This window comes from Mesorhizobium sp. 1B3, assembly GCF_050958605.1.
Lineage (GTDB): Bacteria > Pseudomonadota > Alphaproteobacteria > Rhizobiales > Rhizobiaceae.
The window spans coordinates 90,115-104,929 of record NZ_JBJHDO010000014.1 but is presented as its reverse complement, the minus strand read 5'-3'; the positions used below and the strand labels follow the sequence as shown (position 1 = coordinate 104,929).

General features: G+C 63.9%; 17 protein-coding genes. 5 read left to right on the top strand and 12 right to left on the bottom strand.

Going from position 1 to position 14,815, the window contains the following annotated elements:
* Positions 1-15: 15 nt before the first annotated feature.
* Entirely contained in the window at positions 16-468 is a 453-nt protein-coding gene (locus ACCO56_RS28285) for an Lrp/AsnC family transcriptional regulator (RefSeq protein ID WP_433644267.1), read from the bottom strand.
* A 139-nt stretch (positions 469-607) separates the two neighbouring features.
* On the opposite strand from ACCO56_RS28285, the gene ACCO56_RS28280 reads away from it, so the two are divergent.
* On the top strand, positions 608-1,558 hold the full coding sequence (locus ACCO56_RS28280; protein ID WP_433644266.1) for a nucleoside recognition protein: 951 nt from the start codon (positions 608-610) through the stop codon (positions 1,556-1,558).
* Positions 1,559-1,560: 2 nt separating this feature from the next.
* Here the strand turns inward: ACCO56_RS28280 and ACCO56_RS28275 are convergent, their stop codons facing one another.
* The 6 genes from ACCO56_RS28275 to ACCO56_RS28250 form a co-directional block, all read right to left on the bottom strand.
* Positions 1,561-2,304: a glycosyltransferase family 25 protein gene (locus tag ACCO56_RS28275; RefSeq protein WP_433644265.1), complete on the bottom strand. Its 744-nt coding sequence runs from the start codon at positions 2,302-2,304 to the stop codon at positions 1,561-1,563.
* 122 nt (positions 2,305-2,426) lie between these two features.
* Positions 2,427-2,906 (bottom strand): hypothetical protein, encoded by a 480-nt coding sequence (locus ACCO56_RS28270; protein ID WP_433644264.1) that lies wholly within the window; start codon positions 2,904-2,906, stop codon positions 2,427-2,429.
* The gene (locus ACCO56_RS28265; RefSeq protein ID WP_433644263.1) at positions 2,887-3,786 is read right to left on the bottom strand and encodes a hypothetical protein; all 900 of its coding nucleotides are present in this window, start codon (positions 3,784-3,786) and stop codon (positions 2,887-2,889) included. The genes ACCO56_RS28270 and ACCO56_RS28265 overlap by 20 nt, the downstream gene beginning before the upstream one ends.
* A 113-nt stretch (positions 3,787-3,899) precedes the next feature.
* Positions 3,900-4,124 (bottom strand): hypothetical protein, encoded by a 225-nt coding sequence (locus ACCO56_RS28260; protein ID WP_433644262.1) that lies wholly within the window; start codon positions 4,122-4,124, stop codon positions 3,900-3,902.
* Positions 4,125-4,327: 203 nt separating this feature from the next.
* On the bottom strand, positions 4,328-4,750 hold the full coding sequence (locus ACCO56_RS28255; RefSeq protein WP_433644261.1) for a DMT family transporter: 423 nt from the start codon (positions 4,748-4,750) through the stop codon (positions 4,328-4,330).
* Positions 4,747-5,196: a DMT family transporter gene (locus ACCO56_RS28250; RefSeq protein ID WP_433644260.1), complete on the bottom strand. Its 450-nt coding sequence runs from the start codon at positions 5,194-5,196 to the stop codon at positions 4,747-4,749. Before ACCO56_RS28250 ends, ACCO56_RS28255 begins: the two co-directional genes overlap by 4 nt.
* Before the next feature lie 147 nt (positions 5,197-5,343).
* On the opposite strand from ACCO56_RS28250, the gene ACCO56_RS28245 reads away from it, so the two are divergent.
* Positions 5,344-7,425, top strand: a complete 2,082-nt coding sequence (locus ACCO56_RS28245; RefSeq protein ID WP_433644327.1) for an ATP-dependent helicase — start codon at positions 5,344-5,346, stop codon at positions 7,423-7,425.
* A gap of 89 nt (positions 7,426-7,514) precedes the next feature.
* On the opposite strand, the gene ACCO56_RS28240 is transcribed toward ACCO56_RS28245, so the two are convergent.
* Complete coding sequence (locus ACCO56_RS28240; protein ID WP_433644326.1) at positions 7,515-8,870, bottom strand: PLP-dependent aminotransferase family protein; 1,356 nt, start codon at positions 8,868-8,870, stop codon at positions 7,515-7,517.
* Positions 8,871-9,028: 158 nt separating this feature from the next.
* Between ACCO56_RS28240 and ACCO56_RS28235 the strand changes: the two genes are divergently transcribed.
* From ACCO56_RS28235 to ACCO56_RS28225, 3 genes are all read left to right on the top strand, one after another.
* Positions 9,029-9,892 (top strand): DMT family transporter, encoded by an 864-nt coding sequence (locus ACCO56_RS28235; protein WP_433644259.1) that lies wholly within the window; start codon positions 9,029-9,031, stop codon positions 9,890-9,892.
* A 79-nt stretch (positions 9,893-9,971) separates the two neighbouring features.
* Entirely contained in the window at positions 9,972-10,499 is a 528-nt protein-coding gene (locus ACCO56_RS28230) for a hypothetical protein (protein ID WP_433644258.1), read from the top strand.
* A gap of 304 nt (positions 10,500-10,803) precedes the next feature.
* Complete coding sequence (locus ACCO56_RS28225; protein ID WP_433644257.1) at positions 10,804-11,544, top strand: GntR family transcriptional regulator; 741 nt, start codon at positions 10,804-10,806, stop codon at positions 11,542-11,544.
* A gap of 34 nt (positions 11,545-11,578) precedes the next feature.
* On the opposite strand, the gene ACCO56_RS28220 is transcribed toward ACCO56_RS28225, so the two are convergent.
* The 4 genes from ACCO56_RS28220 to ACCO56_RS28205 are packed head-to-tail and all read right to left on the bottom strand — an operon-like array spanning position 11,579 to position 14,803.
* Complete coding sequence (locus ACCO56_RS28220) at positions 11,579-12,460, bottom strand: cyclase family protein (protein WP_433644256.1); 882 nt, start codon at positions 12,458-12,460, stop codon at positions 11,579-11,581.
* Positions 12,461-12,495: 35 nt separating this feature from the next.
* Complete coding sequence (locus ACCO56_RS28215; protein ID WP_433644255.1) at positions 12,496-13,257, bottom strand: SDR family NAD(P)-dependent oxidoreductase; 762 nt, start codon at positions 13,255-13,257, stop codon at positions 12,496-12,498.
* A 43-nt stretch (positions 13,258-13,300) separates the two neighbouring features.
* Complete coding sequence (locus tag ACCO56_RS28210) at positions 13,301-14,155, bottom strand: sulfurtransferase (protein WP_433644254.1); 855 nt, start codon at positions 14,153-14,155, stop codon at positions 13,301-13,303.
* 39 nt (positions 14,156-14,194) lie between these two features.
* Positions 14,195-14,803, bottom strand: a complete 609-nt coding sequence (locus ACCO56_RS28205) for a glutathione S-transferase family protein (protein ID WP_433644253.1) — start codon at positions 14,801-14,803, stop codon at positions 14,195-14,197.
* Positions 14,804-14,815: the final 12 nt, after the last annotated feature.

The following is a 14,815-nucleotide window of genomic DNA, read 5'->3' as shown; positions in this document are numbered from 1 at the left end:
CCAACTGCGTGCTGATTAAAGGGGGACTATTGTTTCGTCCTTTGCGGTACGGATCACCATCATGGTGAAGAACCGCGCAACATTCGTCTGGTCCCGAAACAGCCTGTCGCAAAGTGCGTCGAATTCCTCCATATCGCGCAGGCGCAGAATCAAGACGACATCCGCTTCCCCTGTAACGGCATAAGCCTGCGCCACCGCGTCCTCTCTGATCGCGAGATCGAGAAACCGGCGCATATGGTGCTCCCCATGAAGCTTCAGTTCGACCGTCACCAGCGCCTTCAACATGCGCCCGGTCCTGGCGGGATTCAGGATCGCGACAATCCGGTCGATGAAGCCCGTCTGGCGCAGCCTTCGAATACGGCGAAGGCAGCTTGAAGGAGACAGCCCGACCTCGTCGGCCATGTCGGCGTTCGTTCGTGACGCATCGCGTTGCAAAAGGTTGAGGAGTTTCCTGTCGATCCGATCCATATGCCCTTCCCAACTCGCGAGACCATGTTGCAATAAAATTGCGCTCAAGCGCAATTTTTGACCGCAAATGCGAATGAGGTCGGGCTAGAGAACGACGGCAACAAAGCGGAGAGACCTTCTTTCAATGCTCAGATTCGCCATGCGCAAGACCCAGGATACGCTCCAAATTTATTGGCAGCTCGTTCGCATCATCGTTCCGGTCACGATCGTGACGGAGGTGATGTCCCGGACCGGGTTGATCGAGGCCGCCTCGCCGGCCCTGGCGCCAGTCATGGGATTTTTCGGACTGCCGCCGGAACTGGGATTGGCATGGCTGACCGGAATGCTTGTGGGGATATGGGGGGCCATTCCCATGATCTTCACACTGGTGCCGGCGGCATCGATGAGCGTTGCGGATATTACCGTTTTCTCGGCACTTCTGCTTTTCGCGCATGCTCTGCCGATCGAGCAGAAGATCATTCAAAAGGCCGGTCCGGGATTAGCCATCACCACGCTGATCCGCGTTGCCGGCGGCATACTCTACGCGATGATGCTCCATCAGCTGTTTGCCGCCACCGGTTGGCTGTCGGAAACGCTGAACCCGGCCTGGATTCCGGTGGCCGCCTCCGCTGATTGGCTTGGCTTCCTCGCTGGGCTGATCGAGGCGCTTTTCTTCATGCTCGTCATTCTCATTGCCCTCGCCTGGGGACTGGAGATCCTGAAATTGTCCGGGCTCATGGCTCTGTTGATGAAGATTTTGGCGCCTTCGCTGCGCCTCGCCGGAATAGAGGGTGAAGCCGGGCAATTCACCAGTGTCGGCTTGTTTCTGGGCATTTCCTATGGTGGGGGCTTGCTGATCCGCGAAGCACAATCAGGCGAGATCTCACCCCGCCAAATCTTCATCTCATGCGTCTTCATGGGATTTGCACATAGCATCATCGAGGACACCTTGATTGTCATGGCGTTGGGTGCGGATGTTCTCGGCGTGCTCGCCGGACGGATTGTTTTCGCGATCGCTGCAACCGCTCTGATTGCGTGCCTCGTTCGGTCAATCCCGGATAAGGACTTTTTTGGGTGGTATTTCAGGGAGCAGACTGCCCGGCAGCGATAGGGTCAGCCCCGCCCGGCGGTCAAGCCGAGATGGCGGATGTTGGATAGGCGGCGGGCGAGCGATGCGTGGAGCCGGCTGACAGTGCGGCCCAGCGTTCCGATCATCGAGCGCTCTCGATTGTTCCTGTCCTTGCCGATCAGTGAGGGTTCGTCGTCGTCGTGATGGACGCGAAACGGCAGGATGGCCATGCTTTGCACGCCATGGGTCCAGAATCGATCGAGATAGTCGTCCACCGGCTCGATCCAGCGATCGGCCTTGGCGAGAAGCTTGCGGGCGCCCCCGGGCGAGATCGCATAACATTGCGTCCCGGCCGGACCCTTGAGCAGGCGGACGAGCCCGTGGCGCGCGTCGAGCCGGCGGATCGTCACTGCGGGGACCTCGTTGAGACCCGCCAAACGGATGAAATCGGTGCCGGCAATGCAGGCCATGGCCAGCGGGACGACGTCGGCGTATCCGTCATCGATCGTGATGTCGTCCTCCATCACGATTATCGGCTCGCTGCCGGAGGCGCAATGTTGCCAGAGACGATAGTGGCTGGCGAAGCAGCCGATCTCGGCCGGACTCATGGGGCGCTGGCGAAACCACAGCGCCCTTCTGGGCGCGTAGCGCGATCCCTGAAGATGCTCCCCCTTCGACGCGTCGACAGCGTCGAAAAATGTGTAGGCTATGCCCAGCGCGTCGAGCCGGATCTTCATGGCGGCTCGCCTCTCCGGCGACCGAGCGAGATTGATGACGTAGTGCTGCACCGCGTCCCTCGTAAGACCTGCTCCAGCTACAGGATGTCCCGGCGTTCTTCAACGCTGCCTGAGCCGGATGGTCCGGGGATAGCGGACAGATGTCGATCCGCCGAAGAGGAATCGCCGCCCTCTCACTCGGACAAGGCCGCAAGCTCCGCCGTGGGAATGGCGTCTGCCGGGCATTCCGGCGCGAGGACTATCGCACGCACCTTCACAGCCGGGGCGTCGAGGCCGGCGTACCGCTTCAGTCGGTTGAGATAGTGGACCATCGTCGGTTTCAGGATCGGCTGGCGATCGAAGAGTCCACCGTCGACGGCATAGTGCAGCGTCCGGCCGCTCGCATGCCAGTCGACCACCGTGCGGTGCCAGCCGCGCGGCGAAATGCTGGCGATGTCGATGGCGCAGTCTCCCTGCCTGCCGGTGATCCAGACCGGATCGGTGTTGGGCTCCGCACGCGTGATCGCGAAGCCATGCCGGCCAAAAAGGGCGAGGATGTCGGCGTCATCGGGGGCGCTCGCAGCCAGTCCACCGCCGAGATCGCCATGCATCTTGGCTCCGAGACTGGCGACGAGCAGCAGGCCGAAGACGAGGCTAAGCAGGATCAGGCGCATCGGGCTTGATCCATTTCGTGTAGATGAGCGTCACGGCGATGATCGTTGCCCAGGCTGCGAGCGTCGCTCCGATTCCGCCATGCATCAACTCGTAGGTGGCGGGGAGGACCCCGATCACGCTGATGCGCATGACGTTGATGGCCACAGTGACTATGCAAGCCAGCAACATGGTGGCGAGGATGGAGCCGGTCCACGGCCGGTCATAGGCCTTTACGAAGATCACGCCGCAGAGAAGCGCGAGCGACACGTTGGTGAGCGACGAGCAGGCCGGTTCGAGAAAGAGCAGGCCGGAGCCATCGGCGAAGGGGATGGCGTTTCCAGTGCTTTCGACACCGACAAGCCAGCCAACCAGCTTCGCGTCGAGGCTCAGCAGCGTGTTGCTCAGAGCCCCAAACAGGAGACGTGCCCACAGCATCGGCACGGTGAGTGCGCCGAGAACGACCGCGGCCCTGCGCAGTCGGCTTCGTGGCGCCGATGTCCATACGAGATGCGCGGCCGTGCCGGCAACCGCCAACCAGGCGAGGGAGGGCACCGGGACGAGAAATGCGACGGAGGCGACTGCCCCCACCGCGATATCGGCCCTTCGGACGCGCTCAGGCTTGGCCCTCAGCAGCAGCCAGAGAACGACGATCAGCGCGGCCCAAACGACGACACTGACGCCAAACGTGTTGAAAAAAGCGCCGGCCACTCCCGACCGGGCGATCTCGTCACCGGCTCGTTCGCTGACGCCATTGGCGAAACCGACGATCGCCAGTCCGCAGTACAGTTCGTTGCGGGTAAGCAGGAGGGGACGGCCGGCTACGGCATCGGACTCGATTTCGGAATCGGTCCGATGCTGTAGACCCCTGTTTTTCGCAGCGTTCCTGCCGAAAACCGGCATCCACCTTTCGGCACGCTGCCTCAGGGTATCCGACCCGAAACCGGATGCCGCTCCTGCTTGTCGCAACGAAGCATATGCCACAAACTGTCTCACGGTCGCCGGCGAGGGCGCACCTATTTCTTCTTCTGCTTGGAACGATAGCGGAACCAGACATAGCCGCCGGCCGCCACCACCACGGGAAGGCCGACGCCGATGACCGGTCCGGGCGCGGCGCGCGAATGCGGCGGCTTGTCAGGGCCGCCCGGAAGTGACGGGAACAGATCTCCCAAGGCGAAACTCGGGCCGAGCGACAACAACACGATCGCGCCGGCCCCTACCAAGGCTCTCAAGTCTGTCATGACTGGCCTCCAAGCCGTTGCCCCGCGGCACGCGGGGCCTTTCCACCTGGGCGAAACGCTACCACAGCGTGTAGGCACGTAGGCCCTAGGCATAAGGCGTAGAGGGGTGCATGAAATGGGTGATGGGTTCATACATTTGCATACGACCACAGCGATTGCCGCCGTCTGCCGAAGGCCAGTGCGCGGCACTCTGCGGCCTCGATCTATCTTCTGCCGCGCGCCAGGCTGGCGCCCCCCGCGATCAGCACCAGGCCCGCGAGCTGCCACGGGGTGGGCAGCAGATCCCCTCCGAAATAGTCGATCGCCAACCCGGCTATCATCTGGCCGCCGATGACCAGCACCAGAGACGCCACATTGCCGATGCGCGGGATAACCCGGTTGTTCATCGCCACGAAAAGCGCGCCAAGCGCGCCTCCGAAATAGGCGAAAAGCGGTGCGCCCGATGCGGTCCTCCATCCCTGGTCGAACAGTGCGAAGAGCAGCGCGGCAAGCAGCAGGAAGCCACCGAGATGATTCCAAAAGGAAGAACGGAAAGCCCCGAGCGACATGCCGAGACGCGCGTTGATCGCCCGGCTCGCCCCGATCAGCACGCCGTTCAGCAGGGCGAGGCAAACGAGCCAGCTCATCTGCCACCAAAGAGAAGGAGCAGGCTGCCAGCCAGCACCGCCAGAACGACGAGAAGATCGCGCCTGCCGAGCTTGCGACGCATCATACCGAACAGGCCGAATTGGTCCGCCGCCATGCCGAAGGCGACCTGGCCCGCCAGCATCAGCGCGATCGTTACCGAAAGGGCCAAGCCGCCGTTGATCGTGACCGAGGCCAAGACCACGGTGAAGGCTCCCGGCACGCCGCCCAGATAGGACCACAGTGGCGGCTTCTCCGGTCGAGCCGCGCCGGTTGGCCTGGACATAACGGCGATGAGGGCAAGCGCGGCTAGCGCCCCGACGCCATGCGCGACCCAGGAAGCGAAGAAGGCGGTGCTGTGCGCGGCGAGAACGCTGTTCACCTGGATCATGACCGCGAGCACGGCACCTGCCGCCAATGCGATCAGCCAATCCGCCGAACGGCTCATACTTGCTCCGACATCAGCGGGCACGCCGAATCGGCCCGAACCGCGGCAGGATAAAACGCGATCTCCCGCAGGGGAAACCATGTCGAAGGTGCTCTGCGAGCGGCCGCCGCATTGCGAACGAAACGGAAACGATGCTTGATGCCGGCCATGAACATCGCCGCACCTGATTCGTCCCTCCAACCCGCCTATCTTGCCAAGCTCAACGAGGCGCAGCGGGCGGCCGTCCGGCATGGCGAAGAAGGCATCTCCGGGCCGCTGCTGATCATCGCCGGCGCCGGCTCGGGCAAGACCAACACGCTGGCGCATCGGGTCGCTCACCTCATCGTCAACGGCGCCGATCCGCGCCGCATCCTGTTGATGACCTTCTCGCGGCGGGCAGCGGGCGAGATGACGCGGCGGGTCGAGCGGATCGCGGGCGAGGTTATGGGCGAAAAGGCTGCGATCCTGGCCGACGGCCTCTCCTGGGCCGGCACGTTCCACGCCGTCGGGGCAAGGCTGTTACGCGAGCTTGCGCCCGAGATTGGCCTCGACCCGGCTTTCACGATCCACGACCGCGAGGACTCGGCCGACCTGATGAACCTCGTCCGGCACGAGCTCGGCCTGTCGAAGACCGACAGCCGGTTTCCGACCAAGGGCACCTGCCTCGCCATCTATTCGCGCGCCGTCAACGCTCAGACCTCGCTCGAGGAGGTGCTGGCCGACGTCTTTCCCTGGTGCCGGGAGTGGGCGGATGCGCTGAAGGAACTCTTCGCTTCCTATGTCGAGGCCAAGCAGGCGCAGAACGTGCTCGATTACGACGACCTGCTGCTCTACTGGGCGGGCATGGTCGGCGAGCCGGCGCTCGCGGAAGAACTCGGCGGCCGCTTCGACCACATATTGGTCGACGAATATCAGGATACCAACCGCCTGCAGGCGTCGATCCTGACGGCGCTGAAGCCCGACGGGCGCGGGCTCACCGTTGTCGGCGACGACGCGCAGTCGATCTATTCCTTCCGCGCCGCCGAGGTGCGCAACATCCTCGATTTCCCCGGCCTCTTCCCGACCTCCGCCGATGTCGTGACGCTCGACCGCAACTATCGTTCGACCGACACGATCCTCGCAGCCGCCAATGCGGTCATCGGCGAGGCCACCGAACGCTTCACCAAGAATTTGTGGACCGAGCGCCGGTCGTCGGAACGACCACGCCTCGTGACGGTGCGCGACGAGACCGGCCAGGCGAATTACGTCTGTGAGCGCATCCTGGAGGAGCGCGAGGGCGGGACCGCGCTCAAGCAGCAGGCCGTGCTCTTCCGTGCCTCCCATCACAGCGGGCCGCTGGAGATCGAGCTCACCCGCCGCAACATTCCCTTCGTCAAGTTCGGGGGCTTGAAGTTCCTGGACGCCGCCCATGTCAAGGACGTGCTGGCGGTGCTGCGCTTCGCGGAGAACCCGCGCGACCGCGTTGCCGGCTTCCGGGTGCTGCAGCTCCTGCCGGGCATCGGCCCGACGACGGCCGGGCAGGTCGTCGAGACAATGGAAGGCGCGCTCGACGCGGTGATGGGGCTTTCCGCCTTCCGCGTGCCGCAGCGGGCCGAGGCCGATTGGCCGGCCTTCCTGGCGCTGTTCTCCGGCCTTCGCTCGCGTTCCGCTACATGGCCGGCCGATCTCGAGCGGGCGCGGCTATGGTACGAGCCGCATCTCGATCGCATCCACGAGGACGCCGCCGCCCGGCGCGCCGATCTCCTGCAGCTCGAGCAGATCGCTGCCGCCTACGCCTCGCGCGAGCGTTTCCTGACCGACCTCACCCTCGATCCCCCGGATGCGGTGAGCGACCAGCCGGGCCCACCGCATCTCGACGAGGACTATCTCATCCTCTCGACGATCCATTCGGCCAAAGGCCAGGAATGGAAGAAGGTCTTCGTTCTCAACGCCGTCGACGGCTGCATGCCGATCGACCTCGCCGTGGGCGAAAAACACGAGATCGAGGAGGAGCGCCGTCTCCTCTATGTGGCAATGACACGGGCCAAGGATTCGCTTCACCTGATCACGCCGCAGCGTTTCTTCACGTACGGCCAGGCGCGCAACGGCGACCGCCACGTCTATGCCTCGCGCACGCGCTTCGTCCCCGACCATATCCTCGACCGTTTCGAGCGCGTCGCCTGGCCCCCGGCGCCGATGCCGCAAGGTCGCGTCTCCCAACCGCGGGTCGAGATCGACCTCAAGAGCCGCATGCGAGGAATGTGGAAATAATGCCAATAGGCCCGGGAAGTGCCGCTTTGGGCTGCAGTTTCGCACCAAGGCGCGTACGGCAGGCGTGCGCGTGAGGGAAGAGACATTCGCTATTCGCTTCGCATCGCCCTTTCCAACACTTTGAAGACCCTGTCGTCGGCGCATTGGGCGACGTTGAAGCGCATGAAGTCCGGCGCGGTCTGGGACGGGCTGAATGCGTTGCCCGGCGCAAGCACGACTTTTTCCCCGAGCGCCCGGCGCGCGACCTCGCCGGCATCGAGCCCGTCCGGCAGGCGACACCAAAGGAACATGCCGGCCTCCGGATCCAGCCATGGTTCTATGCCGAGCCCCTTCAGCCGGCGGCTGGTGGCGGCCATGGCTTTTGCGAGCCGCGCGCGCAGCGCTTCCATGTGCTTTCGGTAGCTGCCGTCCGTCAGGGCGGTCAGGACAAGTTCGGCCGAGAGGCGGCGGCTCGAGAAATCGGCCGCGATCCTGAGGTCGACGAGATTGTCGATCCAGTCGCGCGGGCCGGCTATGTAGCCGCAGCGCACCGAAGCAGACAGGGTTTTCGAGCAACTGGCGATGCGGATCACCCGCTCGAGTCCGTCGAGTTCGGCGAGGCGCGGCGCCGGTTCATGCTCGAAATCCGCGAAGATGTCGTCTTCGATGACGATCAGCCCATGTTCCGCGGCAAGCTTGAGGAGCCTATGCGCGACGCTCGGCTGAAGCGAGGCCCCTGTCGGGTTCTGCAAACCGGAATTGGTGATGTAGAGGCGTGGCCGGTGTTCCGACAAGGCCTGGGCGAAGAGCGCCAGATCCGGTCCGGCCGGCGTCAGCGGAACGCCTACCACCTTCGCGCGGTGCGCTCGCAGAAGAGCCAGGAAATTGAAATAGCAGGGGTCGTCTACCAGCACCGTATCGCCGGGCTCGATCAAGAACCGGCATAGCAGGTCAAGAGCCTGCGTGCAGGATTCGGTGATCAGGATCTGGTCGGGCGCGGTCTCGATGCCGCGCTCGACCATGCGCCGGGCCAGAAGCTGGCGCAATGCCGGGAGCCCGCGCGGCGAGCCGTAATCGGTCAGCGTCGCCGGTTCGGCCGTGCGGATGATACCGCGCAGCGCGCGCCGCAGGCTCTCGACCGGCATCCACTCGGCAGGGAGCCACCCGCAGCCGGGCTTGAGCATGTCGGCCCCGGCTTCCAACGATTGGCGCGACACCCAGAAGGGATCGACAGCGTGATCGAGACGCGGCCCGATCTCGGCCAAGGCCAGCGGCGCCAGGGGCGCGGCGACGAAGAAGCCGGAGCCGGGCCGGGACCGGATGGCCCCCTCGGCCGCCAGCCGGTCGTAAGCCTCTACAACGGTGGATTTCGAGACCTGCATGGTTTCGGCGAAAGCGCGGATGGAGGGAAGCCTTGCCCCAGGCGTGAGGGAGCGGCGGGCGATGCGGTCGTGTATGACGCCCATCACCCGCTCGACGCGTGTGCCCTCGGAATCGTCCGACGCATTGCTCTCCACTGTACTGCTACCTTCCCCAATACAGTTTGTAAAAACCGTAATGTACCGTCTCTGGAAAATCCAGGGGCTTCGGCGGACAGAAGTTTTCGAAAGACGAGGGGTGCCCGATGGACAAGACGACGGAAGGTTGGATCAACGGATTTCTGGGCGTGCTGATCTTCAGCGGCTCGCTGCCGGCGACGCGTGTCGCCGTGGCTGATTTCGATCCGGTTTTCCTGACAGTGGCGCGCGCGACGATTGCCGGCCTTCTCGCAGCCTTCCTGCTGGTCGCGCTCGGGCAGAAGCGCCCGCAACGTGATGACCTCGTTCCGCTCGTCATCGTGTCGCTGGGCGTGGTGGTGGGCTTTCCCCTGTTGACGGCGCTGGCGCTCGAGCACGTCACCGCGGCGCATTCGATCGTTTTTGTCGGTCTCCTGCCGCTTGCGACCGCGATTTTCGGCGTGATCCGCGGCGGCGAGCGCCCGCGCCCGCTATTCTGGCTGTTTTCAGGGCTGGGCAGCGCCCTGGTCGCCGGCTTCGCTGCCGTGCAGGGCTTTTCCGCCTCTCCGACAGGCGACCTCCTGATGCTCGCGGCAATCATCGCTTGCGGGCTGGGCTATGCGGAAGGAGCGAAGCTGTCGCGCAAGCTGGGCGGATGGCAGGTGATCTGCTGGGCCCTGGTGCTGTCGCTGCCCGTCATGGGCGCGCTGGCGCTGGCTACGCTCCCGGCATCCTGGAACGGCATCGGCGAACCGGCCTGGATCGGACTTGCCTATGTGTCGCTCTTCTCGATGCTGGTCGGCTTCGTTTTCTGGTATCGCGGCCTAGCGCTCGGCGGCATAGCCGGCGTCGGCCAATTGCAACTGCTTCAGCCCTTTTTCGGCTTGGCACTGGCGGCTCTCCTGCTTGGCGAACCCGTCAGCATGTTGATGGTGGCGGTCACCGCCGCGGTGGTGTTCTGCGTCGCCGGGTCCCGGCGCTTCGCCAGATAGGGAGCCGGCGCGAAACAGGTTCCCTCTTCCGGTTCCGATGTTCTATTGTGGCTGGTTGCCGCAAGGGAGTCGGCCTGAAATGCCCGTAACCTTCATCGTGATCGTCCTGCTGGTCGCCGGAGTGCTGTGGTGGTACCGGCGCAAGATGATCAAGGAAGCGGCCGACGACGTCGCCGACGTGCTCGGGCGCGTGCGCGGATCGGTTCGGCGCGAACGGCTCGAGGGCAAGGACGAGATGTCGGCGCTCACGGCGATCGATGACCCGGTCGTGGCCGCCGCAACGCTCATTCTGGCCATAGCCACGGATGGGCCGCGGATGACGAGGGAACGCGAACAGGCGTTGCGCGAGGTCATTGCGGGCGTGGCTGCCCAGAGCAGGGCCGACGATGCCATCGACTACGCGAAATGGGCGGCCGGCCGAGTGGACGATGCGGGCGTCGTGATCGACACGCTGACGCCGCTCCTGCGCGAACGGCTCGACGAAGCGGAAAAAAGCGACCTCATCACCATGGCGCGGCGCGTTGCCACCGCAGGCGGCCAGCCGCTGCCGATGCTCGAGACCCGCATGCACAAGCTGCGGCAGAAGCTGGGCGTCGTGGTGCATTGAGGGCGCGCGGCCGGTTCGCCGGTGACATCCCGACTAAGACTAGCGGTTCGCTGGAAACTTGCTCCGCGCTACACCTGTCGCTATCGCCACACCCGACAGACCACGTGCGACCGAGGGGGCCGGCACGAGTGTGATCCCGCGTGATTTCGGGGCCGCTTCGCGGTGTCAAGGACTTGCAATCCAAGGGGATTTCTCGCATCCATTTTCGGATGATGGTCCACGGACTTCGACGGCAAAGACGGTTTGCATGTCGCTCCGGCCACGAGCCGCCTACGCCGTTCTTTCTAATCACGAGAGATGACAAATGGAGCCACCGAGCAAGGCCAATAGCTCCAAGATCGACGGGATTGCCCACGTGCTGATCCAGCGCATCTCGGATGGCCTCTATCGCGTCGGCGACAACATTCCGAATGAAGTGGACCTTTGCGTGGAGTTCAACGCAAGCCGCTACACAATTCGCGAGGCGGTACGAAATCTGCAGAACCGCGGTCTCGTCCAGCGCAAGAAGCGCGCGGGCACCCGGGTCATCAGCGCATCGTCCATGCCACTATACGGCCTGAACTTCGAATCATCGGACAGTCTGGGTCATTATCTCGAACATACCGATCTCAAGCTAAAGCAGACCATTCTGCACCTGGTGAAGCAACCGGCGGAGGCCCGGCTGGATGGTGACCTCGAGGGTTGGGCGCAGCTCGACACCTATCGTTGCGCACCGGGCACCACCCGTGCGGTTTCATGGTCTTACATCTATCTGCGCAAGGAGTATCTGGGCGTCGTCGACCTGATCGGACATGAACGCGGCGGCGTCTACGAAATTCTGAAGAAGAAGTACAAGAAGACCGTCAAGTTCATCGATGTGGAGGTTTCCTCGGCGCCCTTTACACGCGAAGCGGCGGATGTGCTGCGCAAGAGGCGCAATAGCCAGGCGCTTTTGATCATTCGCCGGTTCTATGGCGAGGACGACAGACTGTTTGAAGTCTCGGTCTCATACTATCCGCCCGAAGAGGTGCAGTACAAGACCCGCATCACGGCCAATCAGACCTGACGGTCGGAGTTGAGGGGCGCACCGGCCCCGTCTTCTACCGGAGGAGAACCGGACGCACCGGGGCGGCCGTCGCGCCACGAAACTTCGGTGAGAGAAGGACGAAGCAGGACGTATAGAGCCGTTCCCGCCCAGCCAGTTCGAGCGCAAGGTTCTCGATCAAATAGACGCCGTGTTCGGCCAGGGCGAGCTGATGCACCGGCATGACCAGCGAAGGGTCGGGGTTGGGAAGGACCTCGACCGCCATATTGTCGGAGCCGATCGCGACCACGCCCTGCTCGATCAGCCATTCGGCGCCCGCGACATCGATGCCGGGCTCGCCATGCAGATACTTGGCGTTGTCGACCTCGAAATGCCGGCCCCATCCGGTGCGGATCATCGCCACGTCGCCCTTCTCGACCGCGAAGCCGCCGCGATCGGCCGCGCGCCGCAGGTCGTCAACACTCACCACCTGGCCGGTCCGGAGCCCTTCTTCGCCACCCACGTCGAACAGCAGCCCACGTGTGATCATCGGCGGGATATGTTCGGCGCCCAGCGCGTCCAGCCCCCAGTTGGTCACCACCTCCTCGGCGGAGCGGTTGTTGAAGAGGCGATCGCCGATCGATGCGTGGCCGAGAGCATCGATATGGGTGCCGACGTGCATGGTCATCTCGACGCGTTCGAGATTGGTGCCCATCTCGTTGACATGGCCCAGCTTGCGACGACGCTTGATGGTGTCTTTCCAGCCGGAGAAGATCGACATCAGGAAGGGCGTCTGATTGGGTGGCATGCAGGGCGCGCCGTAGTAGATGTCATGGCTGATATCGAGGACCTGTCCCTCGCGCACGAGCGCAAGCGCCGAGAGCGTCTTTTCCGGAGTCAGATGAACTCCAGCCCCGATATCCTCACGGCAGCCCCATTGCGAATGACAATGATGCATCGGCTTTCTCTCCTTCCGGCGGGCCGCCGGTGCGCTCAATTGGCGACGCCGCCGTCCAGAACGATCGTCTGCCCGGTGATATAGTCCGCCCCGCCGGCAAGAAAGAGCATCGCTTCCGCAACGTCCTCAGGCTGCGCCATGCGCTTGAGCAAAGTCCGCTCTACGGCGTTGGCCCGCCGCTCGCCGGACCATTTCTGCGTCCAGGGCGTGTCGACAAATCCAGGCGCGACCGCGTTCACCCGAGCTTCGGGCGCTAGCGCCACTGAAAGGCTGCGCGTCAGGTTGATGAGCGCAGCCTTGCTGGCGGCATAGGCGATGCTGCTGCCACGGACACCGAGACCCGAGATGGACGCGGTATTCACCACCGCCCCCTTGCGCGCGCGAAGCGTATCGGCGGCTGCGCGTGTGCAGCGAAACACGCCGAGCAGATTGGTCGACAGAATCTGCTGCCAGAACTCCTCGGTCATCTGATCGAGTTCGGTGAAAGGAATGGGCTGCGGTCCGCCCGAAGTACCAGCATTGTTGATCAGGATATCGAGCCCGCCGAGCGATGCGATGGCCGCAGCGACCATGGCCTCGGCCTCGCCCGGCTTGCTGACATCGCCCGCGCAGCCTTCGGCCTCGATGCCGAGGTCGCGCAATTCCTCAAGCCTCTGCTCGAGATGCGAATCACCAGGCAGGTGATTGATGCAAACCTTGGCTCCATTCAGGCCAAACATCCTTGCCGCGGCAAAACCGATCCCCGAGAGGCCGCCCGTGACCAACACCGTCTTTCCCGCCAGATCCGCTTTGATCACGTTCGCCTCCTGATGATTGCAAAAACCTGCCGTGCGGCAATAGTCAGGCCGGGTCGACCAGCATCGGCCGCTCCGGGTCGGCCGACCAGTCGGTGAGCGAGCCGTCATAGAGCGCCGCATCGTCGCGACCGATCAGATGCAGCACGAAGGCCGTGCCGCTCGCCGCGACGCCGCCACCGCAATAGTTGATGATGCGGGGACGCGTCAAAACCCCTGCCGCATCGAGAATAGCGCGGATTTCGTCGCCGCTCTTGAACCAGGACGTGCCGGGCTTCAGGAAATCGCGAAAGGGCACGCTCACGCTGCCGGGAATGCGGCCGGGCCGTCCATAATGCACGCCGCCGGTCCCCTTGAACTGCTCGGGCGATAGCGCATTCAGGAGGACGACATCCGGATCGCCGATCGCCGCGTCCACCTCGTCGGCACCGACGACCAGGTCCGGACGGGAGCGCGCGGTGAAATTTCCCGCGGCGGGCGTGCTCGACGCGTCGTTCAACGGCAATCCCGCCTCGCGCCAGCCTTCGAGCCCCCCGTCCAGGATGCGCACGTCCGGCGCGCCTGACGCGGTCAGCACCCACCAGCTGCGTACGACCGGCCCCAGATAACCCGCGCCGTAGAGCACGATGATGTCGCCGTCGTTGACTCCATGGGCCCGCAGCACGTTTTCGATCTGCGCTGCGGGGGGCAGCCCATAAGGGATGTTACCGGAAGGAGCCGAGAGTTCGTCGGGCATCGACAGATAGCGCGCTCCGGGAATATGGGCGCGAGCCCAGCCGCCATGACCGCTGATCAGGATCGACTTGCCGACGGGCTGCGGTCGCATCTCGACAGTGCAGTCAAAGATGCGAACACGTGGATCATCGAGATGATCAAGCAGCCATTGTTGCGAGGAGAGCATGCGGTTCACCGGAAATGAGGGGATGATGGGGGGGCGGGGTCAGCCCGCCGGAATGGTTTCTACGAATGAGGGACGCTCATTCATGTGGGCATCATAGGCGGCCAGATTCGGCCAGCGCGGCGCGAGTTCGATCTCGGGAAAGCGGAAAGCGAGATAGCCGGTCACACAGGCCACCGAGACATGTCCTATGTCAAATCCCGCCGGCGGCGGGGCATAGCGGCGGTTGAGCTCATCCAGCACGCTTTCGATCTTGGCCATCTGGCCCCCGATCCATTCGGCCGACCGGCTGGCTTCCGGCCGGGTGCTGCGCTCGTAGCGGATCGACAGGCACGCGGCCAGAAGTCCGTCACAGAGCGACTGCTCGGTGAGCGCGGTGAAGCGACGCGGGCCTTGCGGGAACACCTTCTGCTCCGCAGCCAATGCGGCCAGATACTCGCAGATCACCCGGCTGTCGCAAATGACCTCGCCGTCGGCTGTCTTTAGCGTGGGGACCTGTCCCAGGGGGTTGAGCGCCACCAAGTCCTGATTGCGGTTGATCGGATGCGGCGTAACCGGAATCCGCTCGATCCGAGCGTCGACATCCAGTTCGATCGCGCAGATCAATACCTTTCGCGCGAAAGGCGAATTCGGCGAGTAGAACAGTTTCATCGCGTCTCCTCC